This window comes from Paenibacillus sp. ov031 (genome assembly GCF_900143165.1).
Classification (GTDB): Bacteria; Bacillota; Bacilli; order Paenibacillales; family Paenibacillaceae; genus Paenibacillus; species Paenibacillus marchantiae.
Genome location: NZ_FRDO01000001.1, coordinates 2240994 through 2264939 on the forward strand (window position 1 = coordinate 2240994; position 23946 = coordinate 2264939).

Sequence of the window (23946 nt, forward strand, 5' to 3'; positions counted from 1 at the left end):
TCTACTCGGTCCAGCTTTCGCTATTATATTAGTTCACGATCCTGCTTGCTTATTCCTCTAATGCACACCAGTTATACTGATTCCACCTGTTGTGCGTGCACTTCCTGATCTGCTTTAATTACCTTGTATGTGAATTGATAGCTTCCTGATCCCAGAGCAATTCGTACATCTGATCCCTGCGTTTGAATTTCGTGAATGTCCGCTACTTGGTCCACAGCTTTTCCGTTCTCCAGAACTGTCTGTACATCTGCTCCAGGAAGAAGGAGCGTGCCTGTCGTATTGGCAGGAATGGTCACACGAACCTCCATCTCGTTATTATCGCGGCGATACCAGTTGGATGTGACAGAACCGTACATGGTCTCGAAACTCGCTTCGACCCACTCCAGTCCTGGTCCTGGTTTGGGCTCGATGTGTACAATGCGGAACCCGGGCTGTTGCTCATCTGTGTTAATTCCGGCAACATAACGATATAACCACTCCCCTATGGCGCCGTATGCATAATGGTTGAAGGAATTCATGTCTGCACTCCACAGACTGCCATCCTCCCTGATTCCGTCCCAATGCTCCCAAACCGTAGTTGCACCTTGTGTCACTTGATATAACCAGGATGGATAGTCTTCCTGAAAGAGCACCGTATAGGCCAGATCATGATTTCCCGTATCACTCAATACCGGATTCAGATAAGGTGTTCCAACAAATCCGGTGGTTAAGTGGTTTCCAGCGTCCGCAACCAGTTTTCCCAACTGATCAATGGTACGTTTCCGAGCTGCAGAATCCAATAGGTCAAAATGCAAAGCAAGTACATGGGCAGTCTGAGTGGGAACTGCAAGTTTGCCCGCAGGTGTCACAAATTCATTTTGAAATGCAGCAACAATGTTGTCATGCAGATTATCATAATAAGTTACATCTTCCGCCTGCCCTAACACCTCAGCAGCCTTCCGTGTTAGAGAAACAGAATAGGCATAGAATGTAGTTGCTACAAAATCCTTATCTGTAGCCCCAATATAGCTGTCCGGCTTGGAATCCAGCCCGAGCCAATCCCCGAAATGAAAGCCAGTATTCCACAAGTAAGGATTCTCTCCTTGAGCGTGAATGTAATTAATCCAGCGCTTCATGCTGTCATATTGCTCAGCCAACAGCCTGACATCCCCGTACATCTCGTAAATCGTCCATGGACAGATCACCGCGGCATCCCCCCAGGCAGCGGAAGAATGATTCGTATCCGCCCACCCGTCTGACGTCGAACTCCTCAAATCAGGAACGTAGAAAGGAATGCCTCCATCCTCTCCCTGATCCGCCTGCAGATCCCTCAGCCATTTAGTGAAAAAAGGTGCCGTGTTCATCAGGTATGAGGATGTTCGTATAAACATCTGCGCGTCTCCCGTCCAGCCCAGCCGCTCATCACGCTGCGGACAATCTGTCGGTACGTCAACGAAATTCCCTTTTTGCCCCCACAATATATTGTGATGAAGCTGATTCACGAGTGGACTGGAGCTTTTAAAATCACCGGTTCGCTCCATATTGGAATGCAGAACTACACCTGTGAAATCCTCAAGCCGAATCTCATCCGGGAATCCAATCAACTTCACAAAACGGAATCCCTGAAATGTGAAACGTGGCTCGTACGTCTCTACTCCAGCGCCTTTTAGAGTATAGCGGATACACTGCGTTGCCCCACGCAGGTTTTCAGTGTAGAAATTACCCTGATGATCCAATATCTCGGCATGTAGCAACTCAACCGTATGCCCCGTTTCACCCTGAATGCTGAATCTCACCCAACCGACCATATTCTGTCCCATATCCAGCACACGCTCTCCCAGTGGAGTTGTAAGCAAAGCGATAGGTTTAATTTGCTCTATTGGCGTTACGGGAACGTTCTCTTGTGCAATAATAATCTCCTTCGAGTAATCCAGCACACGTACTGGCGACCATTGGACTGAGGATGAATCTTGCCATTCGGATTCCATACGTGCATCATACGTTTCCCCCATATAAATGTCCGAACTGCGAATAGCGCTGGGGGAACTCTTCCAGTTTCGATCCGAAATAATACGTTCTTCTGAACCATCGGTATAATGAATATGAAGTTCCAGCAGCAAACCTGCATTCGTTCCGTATATCTTCTGCTTTTTCTCCCATCCCAAATGTCCTTTGTACCAGCCATCTCCCAGATAAGCACCGAGTATATTCTGTCCATTCTGAAGCCGATCGGTAACATCATAAACCTGATATTGCAACCGCTTACTATAACTGGTCCAGCCCGGGGTGAAGTACGCTTCGCCCACTCGCTGATTATTCAGATGAAGTTCGTACAATCCAAGTGCAGTCACATATATTCTGGCCGAAGCTACAGGCTTTTTCAATTCAAACGAGGTACGCAGTCGTGGGCAAGACTCATCCTGCTGAGAGGAAGGATCGACTGTGATCCACTCCGCCTGCCAGGCATCTTCACTACCCATGAATCCCGTCTCGAAATACGCTGTCCCCGACCAGTCTGATTCATCTCCTGCACGTTCCCAGACACGAATGCGATAATAGTAGCGGGTTCGTGCTTCGGGCACCCAGTGCTCCAGTTCAACATGAATGGACTGATCAGAGCTTTTTTTGCCGGAATCCCACTCCATCTGAGCAAAATCTTCCGTCCGTGACAACTGAATTTGATAATCTGACTGTACACAATTTCTGTGATCGGATTGCAAATGCCAGCTTAATCTGGGTGACGTGATATCTAGTCCAATCGGATTTACTCTATACTCACAACGCAGATGACTTACGGTCAACATCAGAGAAACATCCCTTTCCATCGTGGTTTCCAATTCAAGGTTACGATATAATTATATCGATTCTGTGATCGGAAATACCCGGTAATGAGGACAGTTTAACCCGGTAATCTGGTCATTCCAACTAAGGAGGCTATTCCGTGAATCCAACCATACAGCTGTTCAAGAGTGAATCCTTTTTCCAGAATAATCTGAAGCTGTTCGTGAACCGATGTTCCGAGGATTTTATGGTTCCCTTTCACGCACACGAGTTTGTTGAGTATAGTTATGTGGCAGAAGGAAAGGGCTTTCATCACATTGGTGACGATATTATTCCGGTACACAAAGGGATGTTATTTGTCATTCCAGTCGGCGTTCCTCATGTATTCCGCCCAGCTACTGCGAATGTATCAGAGCATCCACTCATTATCTATAACTGTCTGTTCAATTCCGAACTGATCCACACCCTGTCCATTATTATTCAGGAGCAGGAGATTCGAAACCATCTGACAGACCTGGAAAAGAATCGGGTTCCTTATGTATCCATCACAGATTACAGCCAACGGATGGAAGAATTAATGGTAAAACTGTACCGCGAATCTGCCGTTCCGGGGATCGGCTCTTCCACGATCCTGTATACGCTTGTTAGCCAACTCGTCGTGACGACTTACAGAAAGATCCATCAAGCTACCTGCAATGAGAAGGAAAACGCGACTGATATGGAACATATCCTTCATTACCTGGACCAACATGTGAACGAACGAATCCGTCTAAGCGAACTGGTGAGTATTTCTGGTTGGAGCGAAAGACATATTGGACGCATGTTCGTGACCCATACCGGGCGGACGTTTGGTGCTTATCTACAACATTTGCGCATACAAAAAAGCTGTGAATTGCTCAAGAATTCACAACATAAAGTCAGTTTAATTGCTGAACTTGTAGGTTACCGGGATGTAGATTCATTTTACGCCGTCTTTAAACGAATTACGGGAGAAACCCCTCAGGGCTATCGCAGGAACTTCAGAGCAGAACCATTGAATTAAGTGTGTTCCTGCCTTCCGTTCTTTCTCAGGGTTCATTTCTTTACAGGATCAAACTTAATCTCTTCATGTTCTCTTTCAAGCAGACGATCTACATAAGCCTTTGCACCTTTCCAAGAGGTCATCAACGGAAACTGATGCTGCTCCCGTTCGTTTATATTCCATGGATGAGGGATACAGATGACTTTTTTTCCGTCATTCAGCGCGGGTATCAGGTTATGTGCTCCATCATCAATTAATAGATCGAAGTTAATCAAGTTTTTCCGTTTACAGGTTATAAACTGTTCTGGAGATATGTATGGCATGTGCTTCTGAAGCCAATTCCACTTCTCCACAACCGTTTTGGGCTCAGCCGCCGTTAGGATTAGCAGATCATAGGCTTGATGGAGCTTTTCCACCTCTTCTACTACATATTCATCGTAAATCTCCAGTTCCTCAAACAGCCCTGGCCGACCGTAAAATACATCATGTGTACATTCCGGATGGCGCATATGGGATGTGTCCCAATGTATCATATCCTCATATCGCAGCGGATGGGTTGGGAAGTTGATGTTGTTATGATAGATGGCTCGCTTGACCAGATGACATATGGTGTCATCCATATCTACAGCAATAATAGGTTTCTTCATCTTTATCCCCTCCAATAGGATCACAGTATATCATCATCGTTGTAACAGCGCTATCCTTTTTGAGCTCAAAATAAAAAGCGGCCCCTGCGCCGCAATAACTGCTGCGCAAGGACTGCCCCCGAAATCAACCCAAATCTTCGCCATTCGTAGCGATGACGTTCTGATACCAACCAAAGCTCTTTTTCTTATAGCGATTCAATGTGCCTTGTCCGTTGTCGTCCTGATCGACGTAGATTACGCCATAACGCTTGGACATTTCCGAAGTGGACGCACTGATGATATCAATCGCACCCCAGTTGGTATAACCCATAAGGTCTACCCCATCCATGACTGCTTCTTTCATTTGTGTAATATGTTTTCTCAGATAATCAATCCGATAATCATCATTAATGGAACCATCGGCCTCTACGGTATCCTTGGCCCCAAGTCCGTTTTCCACGACAAACAATGGCAATTGATAACGATCATACAGCTCTTTTAGCGCCACACGAAGTCCGATCGGATCAAGCTGCCAGCCCCATTCTGTACGCTCCAGGTTCGGGTTCTTAATCGTGCTGTACAGGTTGCCTCCAGTTACCCCATATTCCTCCGGATTCACTGCGGATACCAGCGATGTGTAATAGCTGAACGAGATGAAATCAACCGTATGCTCTTTCATGATCGCTTCGTCTCCTGCTTCCATCGCAATGGAAATGTCATGTTCAGCCCAATAACGAGCCATAAAGGTTGGATAACTTCCTCGCACTTGTACATCAGTATGCAGCAGGTTCAGCTGATTATCGATCTGAGCTTGCAATACATCCTCCGGCTTCGACGTGGCCGGGTAGTGAATCATGCGCGCAAGCATACAGCCAATCTGGAAGTCCGGGTTAATCTGACGCGCCTTCTGCGTTACCAGACTGCTGGCAACAAACTGATGGTGAAGTGCTTGATAGGAAGCTTGCATCACATTATCGACACGATCTTCAATGATGCCTCCACCCGTGAATGGCTCAATAATGGTTGTGTTGATCTCATTAAACGTCAGCCAGTATTTCACCTTGTCTTTGTAGCGATTCATTACGGTCTCGGCGTATCTTACAAAATGTCCGATAACTTCCCGACCTGCCCAGCCGTTGTACTTCAATACCAATGACATCGGCATTTCATAGTGAGAGAGCGTCACGAGAGGTTCGATATTGTGTTTACGCAATTCGTCGAATACTTCATCATAGAAACGCAATCCTTCTTCATTCGGCTCTGCGTCGTACCCGTTCGGGAAAATACGCGGCCAGTTGATGGAAAGACGGAATGTCTTGAAGCCCAGCTCGGCGAATAACGCAATGTCCTCTTTGAAGCGGTGATAGAAATCAATACCGTAACGCTTCGGGTATCCCTTCGCACTGTGGTGAGCCATCGCTTTCTCAACCGTTGCACTGGTCACGTGCATCAGTTCTCTAAGGTTGGTGTAATCCTTTTTCTCAAAATAAGGAACCATATCCGCTGTGGACCAACCTTTGCCCCCTGCATCAAATCCACCTTCAGCCTGGTTGGCAGCAATTGCGCCGCCCCACAAAAAACCTTCTGGAAACCCTTGTCGATTGATCATGCGTATCTCTCCTCTTCTTATTGATGTCGTCTATTTCTTCTTAAGTTCGTCTTTAGACTTTAAATTTCAGCTTTCAATACTTCTTCACCGATTGTAATTGCACCCAATTTCACAGGCAGAACCTGCTTGTAATCTGCTGTATTCGTAACGACCATCGCCGTTGTAATGTCATATTCCTTGGAGATTTGATCAAGTTCAAACGTGAGTAACTTATCTCCGGCCTGTACACGTGCTCCCGTAGCGACATGGGCCTCAAAATACTGACCGCGCAGTTTCACAGTGTTGATCCCCACATGGATCAGAAGCTCCATTCCGTTATCACTGCGGACCACGATCGCATGTTTCGTTTTGAACACATTCATGATGGTACCTGTAACTGGTGACACCAGTTCGCCAACCGTTGGAACAAATGCCACACCTTTACCCATCAATTCATCGCCAAACGTTGGATCATTAACTTCTTTGAGTGCAATCGCTTTACCCGTCATCGGTGCAATGGCTACCGCATCACTTGTTGGTGTCGGAGCACCCATATCGTCCACGTTCACAGTTGCAGCATTATTGGAAGGTGCTGCCGCTGGTGTCGTAGAAGCGCCTGGTGAGAATTGAGCCAATGCCTCGGCATCGCCCTCTTCTTCCTTGATCCCGAACACAGTAGACATAATTGCACCCACGACAAAGGCAAGAATCATACCGCCAAAGGAATACCAGAAGGTTTGTCCGATCAGGGATGGCAGACCCGGAAGACCACCGTTACCTGCAAGCACATAAGCTTTGGCTCCAAAAGCAAGAGCGAATCCGCCACCCACTGCACTACCAATCATCGCAGCGGCAAACGGTTTTTTATATTTCATGTTTACGCCGTACATGGCTGGCTCGGTTACACCCATCAGAGCTGTGAAGCTGGTGGACAATGCAACGGTTTTGAGCTTTTTGTCTTTTGCACGGAAGAATACGCCCAACGTCGCTCCGGCCTGTCCCATATTGGAGATGAACGTCAGTGGCAAGAATTTATCGAAGCCTAATGTAGCAATATTGCTCAGGATGATCGGTACGAGCGCATAGTGCATACCTGTCATAATAATGAGCGCCATCGCGCCGCCCAGAACAATCCCTGCAATTAATCCGCCTTCATTCAGCAGCCAGTTAATACCACCGGACAACCCACTACCTACAAATGTACCCAATGGACCGATCGCAATCAGTGTTACCGGAACCATAACAAGCAAGGTAATCAGTGGCACAAGCAGCAACTTCAATGCTGCTGGAATAACGCGGTCAACCCATTTCTCAACATAAGACATCAGCCATACGGCAAGCAAAATCGGAATAACCGATGAGGCATAGCTGACAGCCGTTACCGGAATACCAATAAACGCAACCGATTCACCGCTGGATAGCAATGCGCCCATATCGGGATACATCAGCGCAGTACTTAGCGCAATGGCTACAAACGGATTACTGCCGAATTTACGAGCGGCACTAACTGCGATTAGCAGCGGAAGGAAGTAGAATACGCCATCCCCAATGGCGGAAAGGATACGGTACGTGTCAGTGCCTGCTGACATCCACTCCAGGGATACGAATAATGCAAGCAATCCCTTGAGCATACCCGCAGCTGTAATCGCTGGAAGCATTGGTGCAAAGACACCCGCAATCGTCTCAAAAATATTAAGAATTACATTTTTACTTTTTTCCGGTTTAGGCTGTTTATTTTCTGTACTTTGCTGTATTGCCGGATGTTCCTTCACCATAGCATCAAATACTTTGGACACATCATTCCCGATAATCACCTGGAATTGATCTCCTGAGATATTTGTTCCCATGACTTTATCCAGTTTCTTGAGTGAATTATTATCCACTTTATCGTTATTTTTCAGATCAAATCTAAGTCGTGTGACGCAATGATACACTGAGTTGATATTGTTTGTTCCCCCAACGGCTTTGATGATTTCCTGTGCCGTTTCCTGATGTTTCATGATCATTTCCTCCTCATTTTTCCAATAAAAAATACCCGAACAAATAGCCACGTCTTCTACGTGTCATTCATTCGGGTATTGCCTGATTGAACAGTAACAAGCCCATTTGATATTTAGTTAGGTTCTGGTTCATGTGCTGATATTTCATTGGTCACGCTTCGGTTTCATTAACCGCTCCAGATGAAGGGTCAGATACAACTGTTCCGAATGCGTCATATCATACTGATAGTTCTTATGGATAAAAGTCTCAATCTTGCCGATACATTTGAAGGTTTCGGGATAGTTTTTCCGTACAACCTCGTATAAATACTCCTCCGCATCGTCATGTGACGAGTGAGTAATTACCCGTTGGCAGAAATACTTCAAATGAGTAATGAAACGGAAATAGTTGACGCTATCTTCATCCAATTCGACATTGAAGTGATATTTGATAATGTTCATGATCTCTTGAAGCAGCTGCATCAAATGAGTGACATCATTCATGGAATCATTGACTTCCGCATTGATGAAATGCAGCGCTATGTTGCATATTTCATCCTTGGGAAACTCCACTTCCAGTCTTTCCTTCAGCAAGGTGAGCGCTTCCCGGGCCACGTCGAACTCGGCCTTGTAGAAATGCTGTACTTCCCAGGAGAGCGGATTTCGTGTAATCATTCCCTTTTCCAAACGCTGGACAGCAAAATGAATGTGATCCGACAGTGAGACATAAATCCCGTCACTGATGGTTTTGTTCAATTGCGTACGTGCCAGTGTCACAATATCATCTGTCGCCTGCAGAATTTCAATCGGCACTTCCGTGACGATGGACTTGAACTTCTCATAGATCGATGCATCCTGAAGCCGGAATACTTTCTCAATCCGTTCTTCATCAATCTCATCGCCCGCCTTGAACTTAAATCCGATACCCCGGCCGAGGATCAGCAGTTCCTGGTTTTTGTCATCCACGGTACTGACAATATTGTTATTAAATATCTGTTTAATAATCATTATGGACCCACCTGTTTTTTTTGAGGATTAAAAAAGGGCAAAACCAAAATAGAAATAATAAAATCATTTCCATAGTGGTTTTGCCCGCATTACCGGTAACAAGCCTCGGATATAATCTATCACAACCTGAAAACGGTGTCAACCCAAAATGCTACTACTGCTATTTCACTTCATCTTGCTTTCAAGAAATATTTCCCTACAGCTCCACGGGTGAGGGGTATGCAGTCTTAATATGTACATGTTGATACAGAAACAAACTGGAGAAGTCTTCTACTCAACGTGGGAATGTTTTCTTTTCACGGTAACTCATCTGACTTGTGCACAAATAGGAGCCCTTCTTCCGAAGGGCTCACTGTTACTCATATCGCTAATTATTGTTGGAACGTCACATGAATCTGTACAATCTCCGAACGACTGCTAGTACGAATCGGAGGTCCCCAGAAGCCGAATCCAGAGGTCACGATAGAGTGCATGGACCCTTTTTGCAGATAACCCCAATCATTCTCGTAGATGGCCTTAGTAATAAACTGAGCGGGTGCGATCTGACCACGATGGGTGTGACCAGACACAACCAAATCTACGTTGTTCTGTTCCGCAATATCCAAATCATAAGGCTGGTGATCCATCATGAGCACAGGCTTACTCAAGTCGGTATCCTGCATCAACGTCGCTACTTCTGCACGATCCTTCTCTGTCCGGTCTTTCCGTCCAATCAGCGTAATCTTATCGTCCAATGTAATTTTATCATCATACAGAACTTGCATATTACTCTTCTCCAAAGCAGCAATCAGATCCTCGATCGGACCATTATACTTGTCGTGATTGCCCAGTGAGGCGTACACCCCGTAAGGAGCCTGAATGTCGCTAATAATATCCGCAATCCCACTCTTGAGATACATATCCAGGTTATCATCGATAATATCACCAGGATACAGCACCAAATCCGGCTTCAACGCGTTAATTTCTTCCACCATGCGCTTAGCATGAGCAGGACCGGACAATAGACCAAAGTGCATATCTGCAGCCATAACAATGTTGAGGCTGTCGACACCTTCCACTTTTTTATCAATGTGAATGTTGTATTGTCTTACGACTGGACTATAGGCGTTATAGATACCATAGCCCAGCGTGGACAGCAACAGCACGAGGGTCACTACACCTGCCCATTTATGAGCAGAATGTCTTGGGATGCGAGTTAGTCTAAGTAACCACAACGTTATATGAACCACCGGCAGGATCAATAACAGCAGTGAAAAGATTGCAAGCCAGTATGAACCGATAACACTCAGGAAGGAAATACTTCCAAACAACCTTGCCAGTATGAAAGAAATTGAAAGGAATACGAGCGCAACGATGTAAAACCAACGAAATCTTGCAGATACAACCGGCTTCATCCAGCTCCATCCGCTCCGTCCTATGTAAAACACTAATAAACCGTACACTACCAAAAACAAGATGCCTGCAAGTACGAACATGCTTCCGTTAACCTCCACGTCAATAAGTTGATTGCTGAATTTTCTCCAACCAAATTCCAGTCCATCTGCACAAGTATAACGTAGTTAAAGGGGTGAGGACATCTGTTTCCATTCCTCAGATGCGTACAATTTATTACAATTTGGAATACTTAAATTTCAATCATATATTAGGCGATACATCGACCCATAGCCTGTCATCTGAATAAAAAAGCATTCCTGCGTCCGCTCATGACTAACTAACATCATGAACGAGCACAGGAATGCTGAATGATCTCGAATTACATATTACTCGTTGGTGTCCATCCATTGGAAGTGGAATGAACCTTCTTTGTCCACACGTTTGAATGTGTGAGCGCCAAAGTAGTCACGTTGTGCTTGCAACAGGTTCGCAGGCAAACGTTCAGTGCGGTAGCTGTCATAGTAAGACAACGCGCTTGAGAATCCAGGAACTGGAATTCCTTGAGTTACCGCAGCTGCCACGACTTCACGCCATGCACCTTGGTAGGATTCAACAATGTTTTGGAAGTATGGGTCCAGAAGCAGGTTTTTCAATTCTGCATCCTTGTCATATGCTTCTTTGATGTTTTGCAGGAACTGTGAACGGATGATACAGCCACCGCGGAAGATCATGGCGATGTTGCCGTATTTCAGATCCCAGCCATATTCGTCTGAAGCTGCACGCATTTGAGCAAAACCTTGTGCGTAAGATACGATTTTACTTGCAAACAGCGCTTTGCGCACATTTTCGATGAACGCTTTTTTGTCGCCAGAGAATGCTTCAGTTGCTGGTCCGTTCAAAATTTTGCTTGCTGCTACGCGTTCGTCTTTCATTGCAGACAGGAAACGGGAGAATACGGATTCCGTAATCATGGACAATGGTACGCCGAGATCCAGCGCGCTTTGGCTCGTCCATTTGCCTGTTCCTTTTTGTCCAGCTGCATCCAGAATGACATCAACCATTGGTTTGCCGGTTTCCGGATCGTATTTGGAAAAGATGTCTGCTGTGATTTCAATCAGGTAGCTATCCAGCTCGCCTTGGTTCCATTCCGAGAAAATTGCATGCAATTCTTCAACGGACACATTCAATACGGATTTGAGCAGGTGGTAAGCTTCACCAATCAACTGCATATCCCCGTATTCGATACCGTTGTGCACCATTTTCACATAGTGTCCGGCACCATCTGGTCCAATATAAGTGCTGCAAGCATCGTCGCCTACTTTAGCGGAAATGGCTGTCAGAATGGGTTCAACGAGCGCATACGCACTTTCTTGTCCGCCTGGCATGATTGCCGGGCCTTTCAGAGCGCCTTCTTCCCCACCGGATACACCTGCACCGATGAAGCGGAAGCCTTTGGCTTCCAGATCTTTGCTGCGGCGTTGGGTGTCAGGGAAGTATGCGTTACCTCCATCAATGATGATGTCGCCTTCGTCCAAGTGTGGCAGCAGTTGTTCAATGGTTGCGTCCGTTGCTTTACCCGCTTGAACCATGATCAGGATTTTGCGCGGAGATTCCAGGGAAGCTACGAACTCTTCAATCGTAAATGCGCCTGTCAGGTTTTTACCTTCGGCTTCTTTGAGAAGATCGTTCGTTTTCTCCGGGGAACGGTTAAATACCGATACCGAGAATCCTTTGCTTTCAATATTAAGGGCAAGGTTTTTACCCATTACTGCAAGTCCGATGACACCGATCTGTTGTTTACTCATTATGTCCTCCCAATACTCTTTATATATAGTAGGTTAAAATTCGAGATCAACAATCCGTTATTACTGAACTGTTTTTTTCCAGTCTGCTGCGAATTTCTCCATGCCTTGATCTGTCAGCGGGTGTTTGGAGATTTGTTCAATGACGGAGAATGGAACAGTAGCGATATGTGCTCCTGCCATTGCTACACGTGTAACGTGGTCCGGATGTCTTACAGAAGCCGCAATAATCTGTGCATCCAGGTTATGTGTACGGAACAGCTCAGCAACTTTGGCAACCAATTGCACACCATCTTCGGAGATGTCATCAAGACGTCCCAGGAACGGGGATACATATGTTGCACCGGCACGAGCAGCTAGCAGCGCCTGGTTCACTGTGAAGATCAACGTTACGTTGGTTTTCACACCTTTTTTAGTCAGGTATCGGCAAGCTTCCAGTCCTGCAAGTGTCATTGGCAGCTTGATTGTGATGTTTTTGTCGTTGTTATTGATTTTGATCAGTTCGTCTGCTTGAGCAATCATCTCTTCAGCTGTGATCGCATCTGGTGTTACTTCCGCAGATACGGATTCAACTTCAGGTACCTCACGCAAAATTTCTTCAATACGATCCTCGAATTTCACGCCTTCTTTGGCTACCAATGACGGGTTTGTTGTTACACCAGACAGGACGCCGATTTTGTATGCTTTTTTGATGTCTACCAAGTTTGCTGTATCGATGAAAAATTTCATATTCATTTACCTCCAAGGGATATGTTTTATTGTTTTTTTATGTTACAGATTTGCATTAACAGCCAAAGGAACTTCAATATCATCTTCAGCCTGCTGATCGGCAGGTTGGTCAAACCACCAGTGGTGCCCTTCCGCAGCGAGCATCTCATCCGACTCTGCTGGTCCATAACTTCCCGCAGGGTACAGATGAAGTGGGAGCAAATTCTCCTGGAATGCATCCAGAATAGGTTGTACCCAAGCCCAAGACAGTTCTACTTCATCCCAATGGGCAAAGAACGTTGGATCACCATGCAATGCGTCATGAATCAAGTTCTCATAAGCCTCGGCCAGATCCTCACGATCTGGTGACAGATCGATATGAACAGGTTTGAACTCCCCTTTGTTTTGCGGGTCGCTGGCATTCAGCTGCAGCGTCATGCTCTGGTCAGGACTCATCTCAATCACAAGCAGGTTCGGTTTGGAACCGTTAACCACGTTAGCCTGTCCAGATGGTTCTTTGAATTCGATGACAATGCGAGTTGATTTCTCCTTCATTCGTTTACCGGTACGGATATAGAAAGGTACTCCGCGCCAGAAGAAGTCATCAATCTGCAATTTTGCAGCGATAAACGTATCATTCATCGTATTCTCGGCAACACCGGGTTCAGCTGCATAACCGCTAACGGATTTACCTTGAATGTTTCCTGCAGCATACTGTCCGCGAATGACACTTGCACCCACGTTTTGCTTTTGCAGTGGCTGAATCGATTCCATAATGTGTTTTTTCTTCAAACCGACTTTTTCCGTGGTGCTGTTATATGGAAGCTGGATCGCCATCATCATAAGCAATTGCAGCATATGATTCTGGAACATGTCACGCACGGCGCCTACATGATCATAATAGGATGCCCGTTCTTCCACGCCAACAGTCTCATTAGCGGTGATCTGCACATTCGAGATATAACGGTTGTTCCACAATGCCTTCATGATCGGATTGCTTTGATGCAAGGTTTCAAGACGCTGCACCATCGGTTTGCCCAAATAGTGGTCAATCCGATAAATTTCTTCTTCTGTGAACGCCTCGCTTAATTTGCGATTGAGATCACGAGCCGATTGCAGATCATGTCCAAATGGCTTCTCGATCACAAGGCGTTTCCAGCCCGCAGTTGATCCAAGTCCACTACCCTGAATGTTCTCTGCAATGGGTTCGAAGAATTCTGGACCAACCGAAAGGTAGAACAGACGATTGGATGGAATGCCAAGTTCAGCCTCTCTTTGTTCCACTAAATTTAACAGCTCTATATAATCTTCCTTATGGCTAATATTCAATACACTGTAACGGAAAGCCTGCACAAATGATTTCACAACTTCAGGATCAGCAGGGCGTCTGGAAAATTCATTTAATGATTTTTCCACTTGTGCCTGAAAGAATTCATCAGACCATTCTCTGCGTCCTAAGCCAATCAGCGAGAAGGATTCCGGAAGTTTCTGCTCAATGTATAAATTATATAAGGCTGGATATATTTTTCTTTTGGCTAAATCGCCAGTCGCACCAAATAAAATAATGCTCGTTGGTTCCATCTCACTATTCTCCTTCCAAGTAACTCTGGTTTCTTTGCTATAGTTACACTATAATACGTTTCATAGCCATACAAGTAATTAATATATTTCACAGGAGCTATAGACGATATCTATGACAACAAATTATGAATTATATAAGGTATTTTATTGGGCTGCCAAAACAGGAAGTTTGACCCAAGCCGCCAAAGCGCTATATATTACTCAACCAAGTGTCAGCCACGCCATCAAACAGTTGGAAGAAAGCTTTGGTCTCACGTTGTTTTACCGGAATTCCAAGGGAGTTGCGTTAACACAGGAAGGTGTGAGTTTGTATTCCTATATTGAGCAATCTCAGATTCTGATCTCGCTGGCCGAGGAGAAAATGGCTGCATTGAAGAGTTTAGACAACGGAGAGCTAAGGATTGGTGGCAGTGATTCGCTGTTCAAGCATTACATGCTTTCCTATCTGGAAGAATTCCATGTGCTCTACCCTAACATCAAGCTGCATCTAAGTCATGGGACAACGCCTGAAGTCATCACGTTTTTGAAAGAAGGCAAAATTGATTTGGGTGTTGTGCGGATGCCCATCGTTGATCCGCAGCTTGAGGTCAGGGAAAGTATCCAGCTCAAAGACTGCTTTGTCGCGGGCGAACGTTATGCTCAACTGAAGGATAAAGTTATGACATTGGAAATGCTGCTGGAGCATCAACTCATTCTTTTCTCCAGAAACAGCCGGGTTCGGATGGCAATTACGGAGCTGTTCAACAGTTATGGCTACACACTCAAACCTGAGATTGAGGTCGGCAGTGTGGATTTGTTAATCGAATTTGCACGGAAGGGATTGGGCATATCGTATGTCACCCGTGAATTTATTTCCAAAGAACTGGAAGAAGGCTCTCTCTTCGAAATTCAGCTTGATGTTGCCCTGCCCCCTTCACATGTAGGCATCATGACAAAGCGTAATATGCCAATTTCACTGGCAGCCAACCGGTTTATGGATCTGATTTTCAAGGCGGATTAAGATTCCTCGGTCTACTGGTCTACAAAAAAAGTGCCTCGTCACCCCAAAAGGATGATGAAGCACTTTTTTTGCTATATTCATTTTTCTAAGTAGACAACCTACCAATTCTCATCTTAATTCAAGTTCTCTCAATCTGCTCTCAATTCTCTCAGGAATCATAGTAAACAGTTGCTGCCAGGGCATGAATAGACTCGGCTCAAGCAAAAACTCCTCAAACTCCATAGAGGGAACAAACGCCTTGGTCTGCAGAAAACTCCGCACGCTGGCGTCAATTTCTTCATTGGTCTGGAAATAACCTTTGAACATCTCGTTCACGAGCAGTCCGTCACAACCCGCATTGGCGCCTGCTGCACTATACAAATCTGGCAACAGTTCAAACACCACAGGGATCGGAGAAAAAGCATGTTTGCCTGGCTGCGAGTATAGACACACATGGCGTCCAACCACATTAACTCGATCCTTCAGCAATCCCCGAAGTACTCTGCCATGGAAGCTGGCTTCACAATCAACGACTTCACCATCATGGCCCACATATATCCACACATGCTCCATTTCGTACAAATGCCCTATTTCATAATCCCACCAAATCGAAAATTCAATTACATATTGGACCGCCTCAACCGGAAAATGAATTTCTCGCTGGAATGACGGTGAAGGTCCTGATTGATCCAGAATGGAAACGCCTACAAAATCAGGGTAAAAGGGTTCATTTCGATCAAACATCAATACAGGTGCATAGCTCATCGCGGTTTCCAGCATTTCCTGCTCAGTCATGGTCATGGATCGTCCCTCCACATTCTTTGAGTGCTACTACTGTAACAAGCCAATGTTATGCCTATCTTAACAGAGAATTCGGAATGTGTTAATTGGAACAAAATTTAAGCCCGTAATCGGAAAATTTTCCGGTCACGGGCCTGAAATCGGTCATTTGATAGGAGAACGAGATAACGTTATCCCTTTGAGTTTTTGGATGATTTAGAAGCTTTGATCGCCTGATCGGAAACAGAATCCACACATCCAATCGGCGGTCCCAAAATCGCGTCATTTTTGATGGATGCCACCGCCGTCCTGTACGCCTCCTCATCAATACAGTATGCACGATGGGCTACTTCAGGCGGTGTTGCAGCCAGGAAGTCAGCCCCCAGCACAATGTCCGGTGTAGGTTGATCAAAAATCGTCAACAAGTGCACATCATCGGTCTCCGCCACAAACCAGTGAAACCATCCTTGAGGGAATATCGAAACCTGGCCTGGCTTCAAGTGATAACTTATCCGCTCCCGCTTGAACGGATCGTAAACAGAAGTGGTAATTTCCCCGTTGATCAGAACGACCATCTCGGTGACATTTGTATGCCAGTGTGGCTGCACAATAATTCCTTTGCTCATGTGTACATTGAAGAAACCATTTTTGATCGTAGGCAGCTGCGGTCCAAATAACTGGGTAATATAATTGCGCGAATCACGCTGATAATTCAACACCGCTGTCGAATCGGCCGCCAACTGAACATTCGGGGCTTGTAGAATCGGATTAGTCATACCGCTGTTTCCTCCTTGTAGGCGTACATCTCATTGTTGTACTGTATGCGCTAATTAGCGGAGATAATACCGAGGACACGGTTCCAATGCAATTTTTATCCGACCGTATAACTTCATTTGTCAATTAGGTGAAGATCATCCACTCGTAAGTAGAACACAAAAACACCCTTTTCCTGTTAAAACAGGTCTGGGGCGTTAAGTGTTTTATCTATAGGCTTGGCTTATATTAAGCAAGGCCAGGGTATCTTCCCCCTGCGGCAAATCCTTTGGGAGATATCCGTTCAATCTCAGCCCATTCATCATTGGTGAAAGAAACGTGCAAGGCACCAAGATTCTCATGAACTCTCTCCAAACTGCGAGTACCAGGAATCGGAACGATATGTTCTCCCTTTTCGAGTAACCAGGCGAGTGCAAGCTGAGAAGCAGTGCATTCTTTTTGCATAGCCAGTTCTTGGATCAGGCGCACCACCTCCAGATTTTTCTCGAAATTCTCACCCTGGAAACGTGGATAATGACGACGATAATCGTCCTCTGGCAGATCGTCTATCGATCGGATCTGACCAGTTAAGAAGCCGCGCCCTAATGGACTATAGGGTACGAGCCCAATGTTCAACTCGCTGAGCAATGGCAATATCTCATCTTCGAGCTCACGACTCCACAATGAATACTCCGTTTGGAGTGCTGTGATGGGGTGAACGGCATTCGCACGACGAATAGTCACTGCAGACGCTTCAGACAGACCTATATAACGGATCTTTCCCTGCTGTACCAGATCGGCAAGTGTTCCCACCGTTTCCTCAATGGGAGTATTGGGATCAGGGCGATGTTGATAATAGAGATCTATATAATCCATGCCCAGGTTGTACAGACTGGCATCTACTGATTTTTTGATATACGCCGGATCTCCCTTGGGCCCCTGGGTATGTGTTATACCGAACTTGGTCGCTACAATAGCATCGGCTCTTCGCCCTTTGAGCGCGCGCCCAAGCAATTTTTCGTTGCCTCCAAATCGCTGCTTTTCATATTCACCGTACAGATCAGCTGTATCGAACATCGTTACTCCCGCATCCAGTGCACCCTGGATTGTATGAACGGATTCTTGGTTGTCTGGCATCATCATCACGCCCAGCCCAAGCCCGGATACCTGCAATTTATCGCTTCCCAACGTTCTTGTCTTAATCATGTGGTTCCCTCTTTTCGTTAATAAATAGAAAGATATTGAACTTGTATTCATTCTATTTCACGAACAAAGACCCAACCACAGTCTGTTTATGCTAGTACTAGAATTACCACCCTGATCGTTATTGTCACTCCACAACGGGGATGTACACACAACAATGAATACCTGACTGTTCGTTAAGATTGCTCATGGAAAAGATATCATAGGCATGGGCAATACCATCCGTCCGATCTGTTGTCTCGAGAAAGATCCGGTTGACTTTTTTCTGTTTAATCTGGTGCAGGCTCCAAATATTTTGAAAATCCGTGCTGTCTTCGATCAATTGTTGAACTATCTGGTAAAACTCAGGTTCACCCGGGTACTTGTCATAGTACGTACGAAACACCGCTACCGAATGCCGTGCAAATTCATCCCAATTATGCATACGTTCCCGGAGCGTTGCATCTAGAAATAACATTCGCATCATGACACGGTCGTTCACGTTCATCGAGGAAAAGTCAAAAAGCTTCTCATTCGCTGCCTCATTCCATGCAAGTACTTCAGACCTTTCATTCGTAATAAATGAAGGGTATGCAAGTTGACTAATGATACTCTGCCATCCCCCTTCGAGATGTGAATAGGAGGCAGGGAATTCATGCTCTGCATTGGGGTCCCATAAACGAAATAGGTGTCCCTTCTCTTCCTCACTTAACTGGAGTGCACCCGCTATACTTTCCATAACCTCTCTAGACGAGTTAACCTCTCTCCCCTGCTCAAGCCACGTATAATAAGTTGCACTGACACCCGCAAGCACGGCAACTTCCTCACGTCTTAATCCCGGCGTTCTGCGTTGTCCATACGATCCGGTGATCCCTGCTTGCTCTGGCTGAATCCGGCTCCTCCGAGATTTCAAAAATTCACCTAGTGTTTTACTTCGGCTAATACCAGTAGTCATGAATAACCTCCCTTAGATATTCAGATTTCTATGAATTCAAATACGGCTCTATCCAAAATGGATGTGATTGAACGCCTTTGATATAATTCTTTTATCATCATTTTGCAAAATCCTTAGTTTACAAGAAGCTTAGCATTGATTTATGCAGAACGAAAGGAGCACAACATGGTCCCAACGATCGGAGACATTTACTGTGTATACGTCGAAAGTTTACAACAATATGCTGCCTGCCAGGTAACTGATCTGAAAGAAACCGGGAGTATGGGGTCCCGCCAGCTTGCCGCAATCCTGCAATTGGACTGGACAGGAGATCAGCCGCCCGATGAAACGGAACTTCTGGATATGAAACCGTTGAGCTGCAATTACTATTTTTGGAAAGGCAATTGGGATCACAGCTTCGTGAATGCTGAGGTTCCACCGCATTATGTTCTTGCAGGTAATCGGGCTCCACTCATAACGGAAGAAACCCGAAGTTATAGCGCAGCATGGCAGATCGGAGAGAGTCTGTATCGGCAACATCAATGGGATGCCATCGATGAATCACGAAGGGAACACTTCAAACAAGCTGCCGAAGACTATAGTGAAATTCCACTAGGTGATGCAATGGTGAGAAAAAACACCAGTATCCTGCGCAACTTCAGACCAACCTCTGCCGAGGATGTCGTCGCACTAGTCCAGTTTCCTTGTCTTACACATATCGAAATGCGTGGATATACGGAAGACATTATTCCTTTTTTGGAGCAGAATCCCTTTATATATGAACTTCATATTCATGAACATGGACAAACCGCGCTGGATTTAAGCAAAACACATCTAACCAAACTTGTGCTGGATATGAACCGTGTGAACAGCTTGACTCTTCATTCCAGGATCGAGTTTTTAAGCTTTATGGGAGACGTGTCCCCTGACTTGCATGTGAATGCTTATGAAGAAGGCCACCAAATGACGTTGAATGTAGCAGCGACCGTACCTCAGATTACAGCGTTATCTCGGCTTGGAGGTTTGTATGTTCGAGATATTACGGAGCTTGATTTGCAGCCTGTTGTACATACTTATCCTGAGCTTTCAGAATTAAGATTGTGGGGAAAACCCGGCAACGTAAGCAATATACAGTCAATTCAGCAATTGACCTCTTTGCAGACCTTATCCATGAACGATCTTTTTGGATTTAAAGGAGAAGATTTCCCTGGCCCCGAGCAGCTTCCCGAACTAAGTACACTCAGGCTGACCAGCCTTCCCTCAGACGCCGCCAAATCCATTAAGGCAAACTATAAAAAGGCAGCGCAAACCCGAATCGATCTGGAGATTGGCAAACCACGCAAACCGGAATGGCTTGCCGAAAATCTCAACAATCCTTTTCGGGATTGGGACGGGAGGGATCACATCAAAGCAGGGTATGCCAAAAAAGCAGCTCAAACCTACAAAAAACACCTCAAAGAAATTCGAAGATTAAGTCAAAATATGAGCGATTTGGACCTTATACAGAAACAACTGATGTTATTAGTGGAGAAGTACACCGAGACGTTTAACCAAATGGAGGCCAAAGCCAACTTTATTGAAACAATCGAACGTGAAGAAATTTATAACGCCCTTGTTGAATTGTTGGATCAATTGGAATCACAACCGGAAATTGACCAGACAAGTGCTATTAAAGTTAATCGCAAGGAGCTGGATGAAGTGTTTGAACACAGGAGAGATTTTTAGATTCAGGATGTGTGAGATAAGAGGTTCTTTCTCTTACTTTTATCCGCAAAACGAGCTTAAGATAAAAGCCTGACTCCATAGGAATCAGGCTTTTATCTTTTTCGTGTCCATTCAGAACTATTTTACGGAGCTTCAACAGTTGTTCCACAATATTCACAATCCGTGGATTGCTTCCGATATACCTTCGCCTTCGCACCACATCCCGGACAACTCACCGAAACCTTCCTTTGTGGTTCCTCGACCTTTTCTTCAGCGTCTTTTTCATCGGATATATTAATCTCTGTATAGTGGATTGTATTGTGACTGGTGTAACTAACGGTATTGCTATTGTAACTTGAATAAGGCAAAGGGTATGCCAATTGCATAAATCATAAAAATGATCCAAAAAACTTTCTCAACATCAAGATTCCTTCAAAAACAAATCTTTATAACCGGCTTCTATCACATCGGGAATCAACAAAATGGTCATGGTGTCTATTATGTTAGCTAGGAGATCCTCATCGTTGTTCCACAATACTCACAGTCCGCAGACAAATTCGGATATACCTTTACCTTGGCTCCACACCCCGAACAATTCACAGATACAGGTTCTTGCGGTTTCTCGTATTCATGATCGTGGTACTCATCTTCATAATACCCTTCATCATCATATTCCTCTTCATTGTCATAATGGTAGTGATAATGATCAGCCTTGGGATGGAATTTAGGTCGACTACACATTTTAATTCCTGTAACAAGTACGATAACGCCAGGTATAAAAAGAATAATCGTACTAATAATAGCCATTTCGGTTCCCTGGGATATTAATAATATAGATAATAAGATGGTCAGAGATGAAAGTATAATGAATATAATTCCAAAAAATTTCTTCACAGCTTTTCCTCCTATGAATTTATGATTTGCTTGTCACGATCTGTTGATTCCGCTCTTTCAAACGGGACTTTAATCGGGATAGTTGTGAAGCAAGATGCTCGCTATTCACCAGTTCCCCTGCTTCGTAATGAGCTGAAAGCTCACTATTTATCTTTTCAATATCCATCAAAATCTGGCGGTCATTATATTCAAGTGAATGTGGAGTGATCGGGTCACTATATTTCACAAGTTCTATTAATGTTTGAACGGTCTTCCTCTCTTCTTCCGCAGTCAGAACGGAATGGCGCTCCATCGTGTGAAGCAGCTGCTGCAAAGCGTTTTCAATCAAATGTAGATTGACCAATTTCGTTTGCTCAACGGCTTCATTACGACGTGTACTTTGAATAAAGATCAAAATGATGCCACACAGAATGAGGGCGATAGCTAAAGTTACCGTATGTAACAAAACGAACCAGCGTAGACCATGATCTGCTAAACCTGTAAACAGAGAATATATCATTACACAAATCAGATACATCACCAACACGATGCCTAACGCTGTGTAACCAGGAACCAATTGTTTAAAGCGATCCATATGTAGCATGACATACCTTATATAAATCCAAATCGCCGTAATCGCGACATAAGAAGCCACAAGATTCATCCAGAAAGAAAACGATACAATGGCATGATTAAACACTGTAAAAGAAACGACTGAGGCTACAAGCATGCTGATCAGATAGATGGCATCCAAAATGAAAAGGTTGCTCCGTTTAATTATCACTATCCCTGCCCTCCATCTTGCAGATTGTTTCCGCAATCCAGACAGAATTTCTGACCGGGCTTCACTTCGTGTTGACATTGACTGCATTTCAAGGACAGACTGGAGCCGCAATTGCCGCAAAATTTAGTTTGATCCGAATTCATATGATTGCACTTAGGGCATGGGCTAGGCATCGGTTCGTGACACTGAACACATTCCAAAGCATTCTCCGCATTATCTGCCCCGCAGGATGGGCAGGCATAATATTTGTCACCACAATTAGGACAAAATTTGGTCCCTTTTTGCAAGGCATGTCCACAGTTGTTACAACCGGTCATTGCTGATTTTTCGGCAATTGAATTCCCACACTTGCTGCAAAAAGAACTATGCTCCTGGTTCGGATGACTGCAATGTTTGCATATGCGTACAGCAGGTGTTTCCGTTGTAGCCATCACTTTGGACATCTGGGACATCTCGCTACTAAATGATCCTCCCAGTCCAACGCCCATCCCCATACCAAGCCCTGCACCCATAATATCCGATTGCATGCTTCCTTCATTTTTGGCTGCACCTTCAAGCGTATCGAATGAACGCTCTTGTTGATAAGTGAACCCGATAATATCCATTTCGGCTTTGCGTGCCAACGCTTCTCTCAATCGAATGACCGAAGGGTCCTCTTCAGGCAGATTGACATTGTGGATATACAGGTTGATTAACTCAATACCAAACTCTTCAAAAGCAGCTGCGATCGTATCAGCAAAATGTCGTGATATTTCGGCGATATAAGCATTGATTTCCAGTACACTTACTTTTCTATGTATTAGATAGGAAGACAGCATGGAGTTAATGTTCATAATAATTAACCCACGAAAGTAATTGACCATATTAGCCTGGTTAAATTCAGGCAGCGTTCCCACAAGTTTGACCAGAAATTTGCGAGAGTCCGCTATTTTTATTCCCATCTGTCCAAATGTTCTCACAGGAACGATAATATTATATTTCGGGTCCTGTACCTGAATTGGATTTGCTGTTCCCCATTTCACGTCTAATGCGCTTACTTGATTGACGTACCACACTTCTGCTGCAAAAGGTGATTTACCTCCGAACGGAAGGTTAACGATCCGGTTTAAGATCGGGATATTCGCCGTACTTAGCGTATGTCTTCCTGGGCCGAACATATCAAGCGCCCTTCCATCCTTAAAGAGGATCGCCTGTTGGGATTGATTCACAATCAACTGGGTCCATGTTCCCAATTCATTCTCAGGGTGTTTCCAAGCAAATACATCAGGTGAACCGTCATACTTGATTACGTCAATAATGGCCATTTCTCTTCCTCACTCCAGTAGTAGAATACTAAAATTTCATTGAAACAATTGTACTAACAATCGCTTTCTAACAATCTAAAGTTAAACCATTTTATATCTTACTTATCTGCTAATCTTTCAACTAAAATGTTTTTTCATGTTTAGGCATTGCTATTTTACCATTTATAACCTCCTTTCGCACTAGTATAGTTACTATTTCATGAGAT

The 23946-nt window shown here is 44.8% G+C and carries 19 protein-coding genes; 3 read left to right on the forward strand and 16 right to left on the reverse strand.

Features of this window, described 5'->3' with window-relative positions:
- Window positions 1-71 precede the first annotated feature (71 nt).
- Complete coding sequence (locus BUA17_RS09570; RefSeq protein ID WP_072733345.1) at window positions 72-2783, reverse strand: alpha-L-rhamnosidase; 2712 nt, start codon at window positions 2781-2783, stop codon at window positions 72-74.
- Window positions 2784-2920: 137 nt separating this feature from the next.
- On the opposite strand from BUA17_RS09570, the gene BUA17_RS09575 reads away from it, so the two are divergent.
- On the forward strand, window positions 2921-3802 hold the full coding sequence (locus BUA17_RS09575) for a helix-turn-helix domain-containing protein (protein ID WP_072733346.1): 882 nt from the start codon (window positions 2921-2923) through the stop codon (window positions 3800-3802).
- A gap of 32 nt (window positions 3803-3834) precedes the next feature.
- Here BUA17_RS09575 and BUA17_RS09580 read toward each other — a convergent pair whose 3' ends face one another.
- The 8 genes from BUA17_RS09580 to zwf form a co-directional block, all read right to left on the reverse strand.
- Entirely contained in the window at window positions 3835-4428 is a 594-nt protein-coding gene (locus BUA17_RS09580; protein ID WP_072733347.1) for a 5' nucleotidase, NT5C type, read from the reverse strand.
- 124 nt (window positions 4429-4552) lie between these two features.
- Window positions 4553-6016, reverse strand: a complete 1464-nt coding sequence (ascB, locus tag BUA17_RS09585; RefSeq protein ID WP_063563120.1) for a glycoside hydrolase family 1 protein — start codon at window positions 6014-6016, stop codon at window positions 4553-4555.
- A gap of 59 nt (window positions 6017-6075) precedes the next feature.
- Window positions 6076-7995, reverse strand: coding sequence for a beta-glucoside-specific PTS transporter subunit IIABC (locus tag BUA17_RS09590; protein ID WP_072733348.1), 1920 nt, complete (start codon window positions 7993-7995; stop codon window positions 6076-6078).
- A 144-nt stretch (window positions 7996-8139) separates the two neighbouring features.
- Entirely contained in the window at window positions 8140-8982 is an 843-nt protein-coding gene (locus BUA17_RS09595) for a BglG family transcription antiterminator LicT (protein ID WP_072733349.1), read from the reverse strand.
- A gap of 371 nt (window positions 8983-9353) precedes the next feature.
- A complete protein-coding gene (locus BUA17_RS09600; RefSeq protein ID WP_072733350.1) occupies window positions 9354-10457 on the reverse strand; it encodes a metallophosphoesterase in 1104 nt (367 codons plus the stop codon).
- 285 nt (window positions 10458-10742) lie between these two features.
- Window positions 10743-12161 (reverse strand): NADP-dependent phosphogluconate dehydrogenase, encoded by a 1419-nt coding sequence (gene gndA / locus BUA17_RS09605; protein ID WP_064637026.1) that lies wholly within the window; start codon window positions 12159-12161, stop codon window positions 10743-10745.
- Between the two features lie 60 nt (window positions 12162-12221).
- Window positions 12222-12887, reverse strand: a complete 666-nt coding sequence (fsa, locus tag BUA17_RS09610; protein WP_063563123.1) for a fructose-6-phosphate aldolase — start codon at window positions 12885-12887, stop codon at window positions 12222-12224.
- Window positions 12888-12929: 42 nt separating this feature from the next.
- Window positions 12930-14447, reverse strand: a complete 1518-nt coding sequence (gene zwf / locus BUA17_RS09615) for a glucose-6-phosphate dehydrogenase (RefSeq protein ID WP_072733351.1) — start codon at window positions 14445-14447, stop codon at window positions 12930-12932.
- A 112-nt stretch (window positions 14448-14559) separates the two neighbouring features.
- Here zwf and BUA17_RS09620 point away from each other — a divergent pair, with 112 nt between their 5' ends.
- Window positions 14560-15447, forward strand: a complete 888-nt coding sequence (locus BUA17_RS09620; RefSeq protein WP_072733352.1) for a LysR family transcriptional regulator — start codon at window positions 14560-14562, stop codon at window positions 15445-15447.
- Window positions 15448-15555: 108 nt separating this feature from the next.
- On the opposite strand, the gene BUA17_RS09625 is transcribed toward BUA17_RS09620, so the two are convergent.
- The 4 genes from BUA17_RS09625 to BUA17_RS09640 form a co-directional block, all read right to left on the reverse strand.
- Complete coding sequence (locus tag BUA17_RS09625) at window positions 15556-16227, reverse strand: hypothetical protein (RefSeq protein ID WP_072733353.1); 672 nt, start codon at window positions 16225-16227, stop codon at window positions 15556-15558.
- Between the two features lie 170 nt (window positions 16228-16397).
- Window positions 16398-16982: a cupin domain-containing protein gene (locus tag BUA17_RS09630; RefSeq protein WP_063563127.1), complete on the reverse strand. Its 585-nt coding sequence runs from the start codon at window positions 16980-16982 to the stop codon at window positions 16398-16400.
- A 226-nt stretch (window positions 16983-17208) separates the two neighbouring features.
- A complete protein-coding gene (locus tag BUA17_RS09635) occupies window positions 17209-18162 on the reverse strand; it encodes an aldo/keto reductase (RefSeq protein ID WP_063563220.1) in 954 nt (317 codons plus the stop codon).
- Window positions 18163-18289: 127 nt separating this feature from the next.
- Window positions 18290-19096: a helix-turn-helix transcriptional regulator gene (locus BUA17_RS09640; protein ID WP_072733354.1), complete on the reverse strand. Its 807-nt coding sequence runs from the start codon at window positions 19094-19096 to the stop codon at window positions 18290-18292.
- Window positions 19097-19261: 165 nt separating this feature from the next.
- Here BUA17_RS09640 and BUA17_RS09645 point away from each other — a divergent pair, with 165 nt between their 5' ends.
- The gene (locus BUA17_RS09645; protein WP_072733355.1) at window positions 19262-20800 is read left to right on the forward strand and encodes a hypothetical protein; all 1539 of its coding nucleotides are present in this window, start codon (window positions 19262-19264) and stop codon (window positions 20798-20800) included.
- Between the two features lie 486 nt (window positions 20801-21286).
- On the opposite strand, the gene BUA17_RS09650 is transcribed toward BUA17_RS09645, so the two are convergent.
- The 3 genes from BUA17_RS09650 to BUA17_RS09660 are packed head-to-tail and all read right to left on the reverse strand — an operon-like array spanning window position 21287 to window position 23740.
- Window positions 21287-21673 carry a hypothetical protein gene (locus BUA17_RS09650; RefSeq protein WP_072733356.1) on the reverse strand — a complete coding sequence of 129 codons (387 nt, stop codon included), beginning with the start codon at window positions 21671-21673 and terminating at the stop codon, window positions 21287-21289.
- A 19-nt stretch (window positions 21674-21692) separates the two neighbouring features.
- A complete protein-coding gene (locus tag BUA17_RS09655) occupies window positions 21693-22436 on the reverse strand; it encodes a hypothetical protein (RefSeq protein WP_072733357.1) in 744 nt (247 codons plus the stop codon).
- On the reverse strand, window positions 22436-23740 hold the full coding sequence (locus BUA17_RS09660) for an SPFH domain-containing protein (RefSeq protein ID WP_072733358.1): 1305 nt from the start codon (window positions 23738-23740) through the stop codon (window positions 22436-22438). Before BUA17_RS09660 ends, BUA17_RS09655 begins: the two co-directional genes overlap by 1 nt.
- Window positions 23741-23946 lie beyond the last annotated feature (206 nt).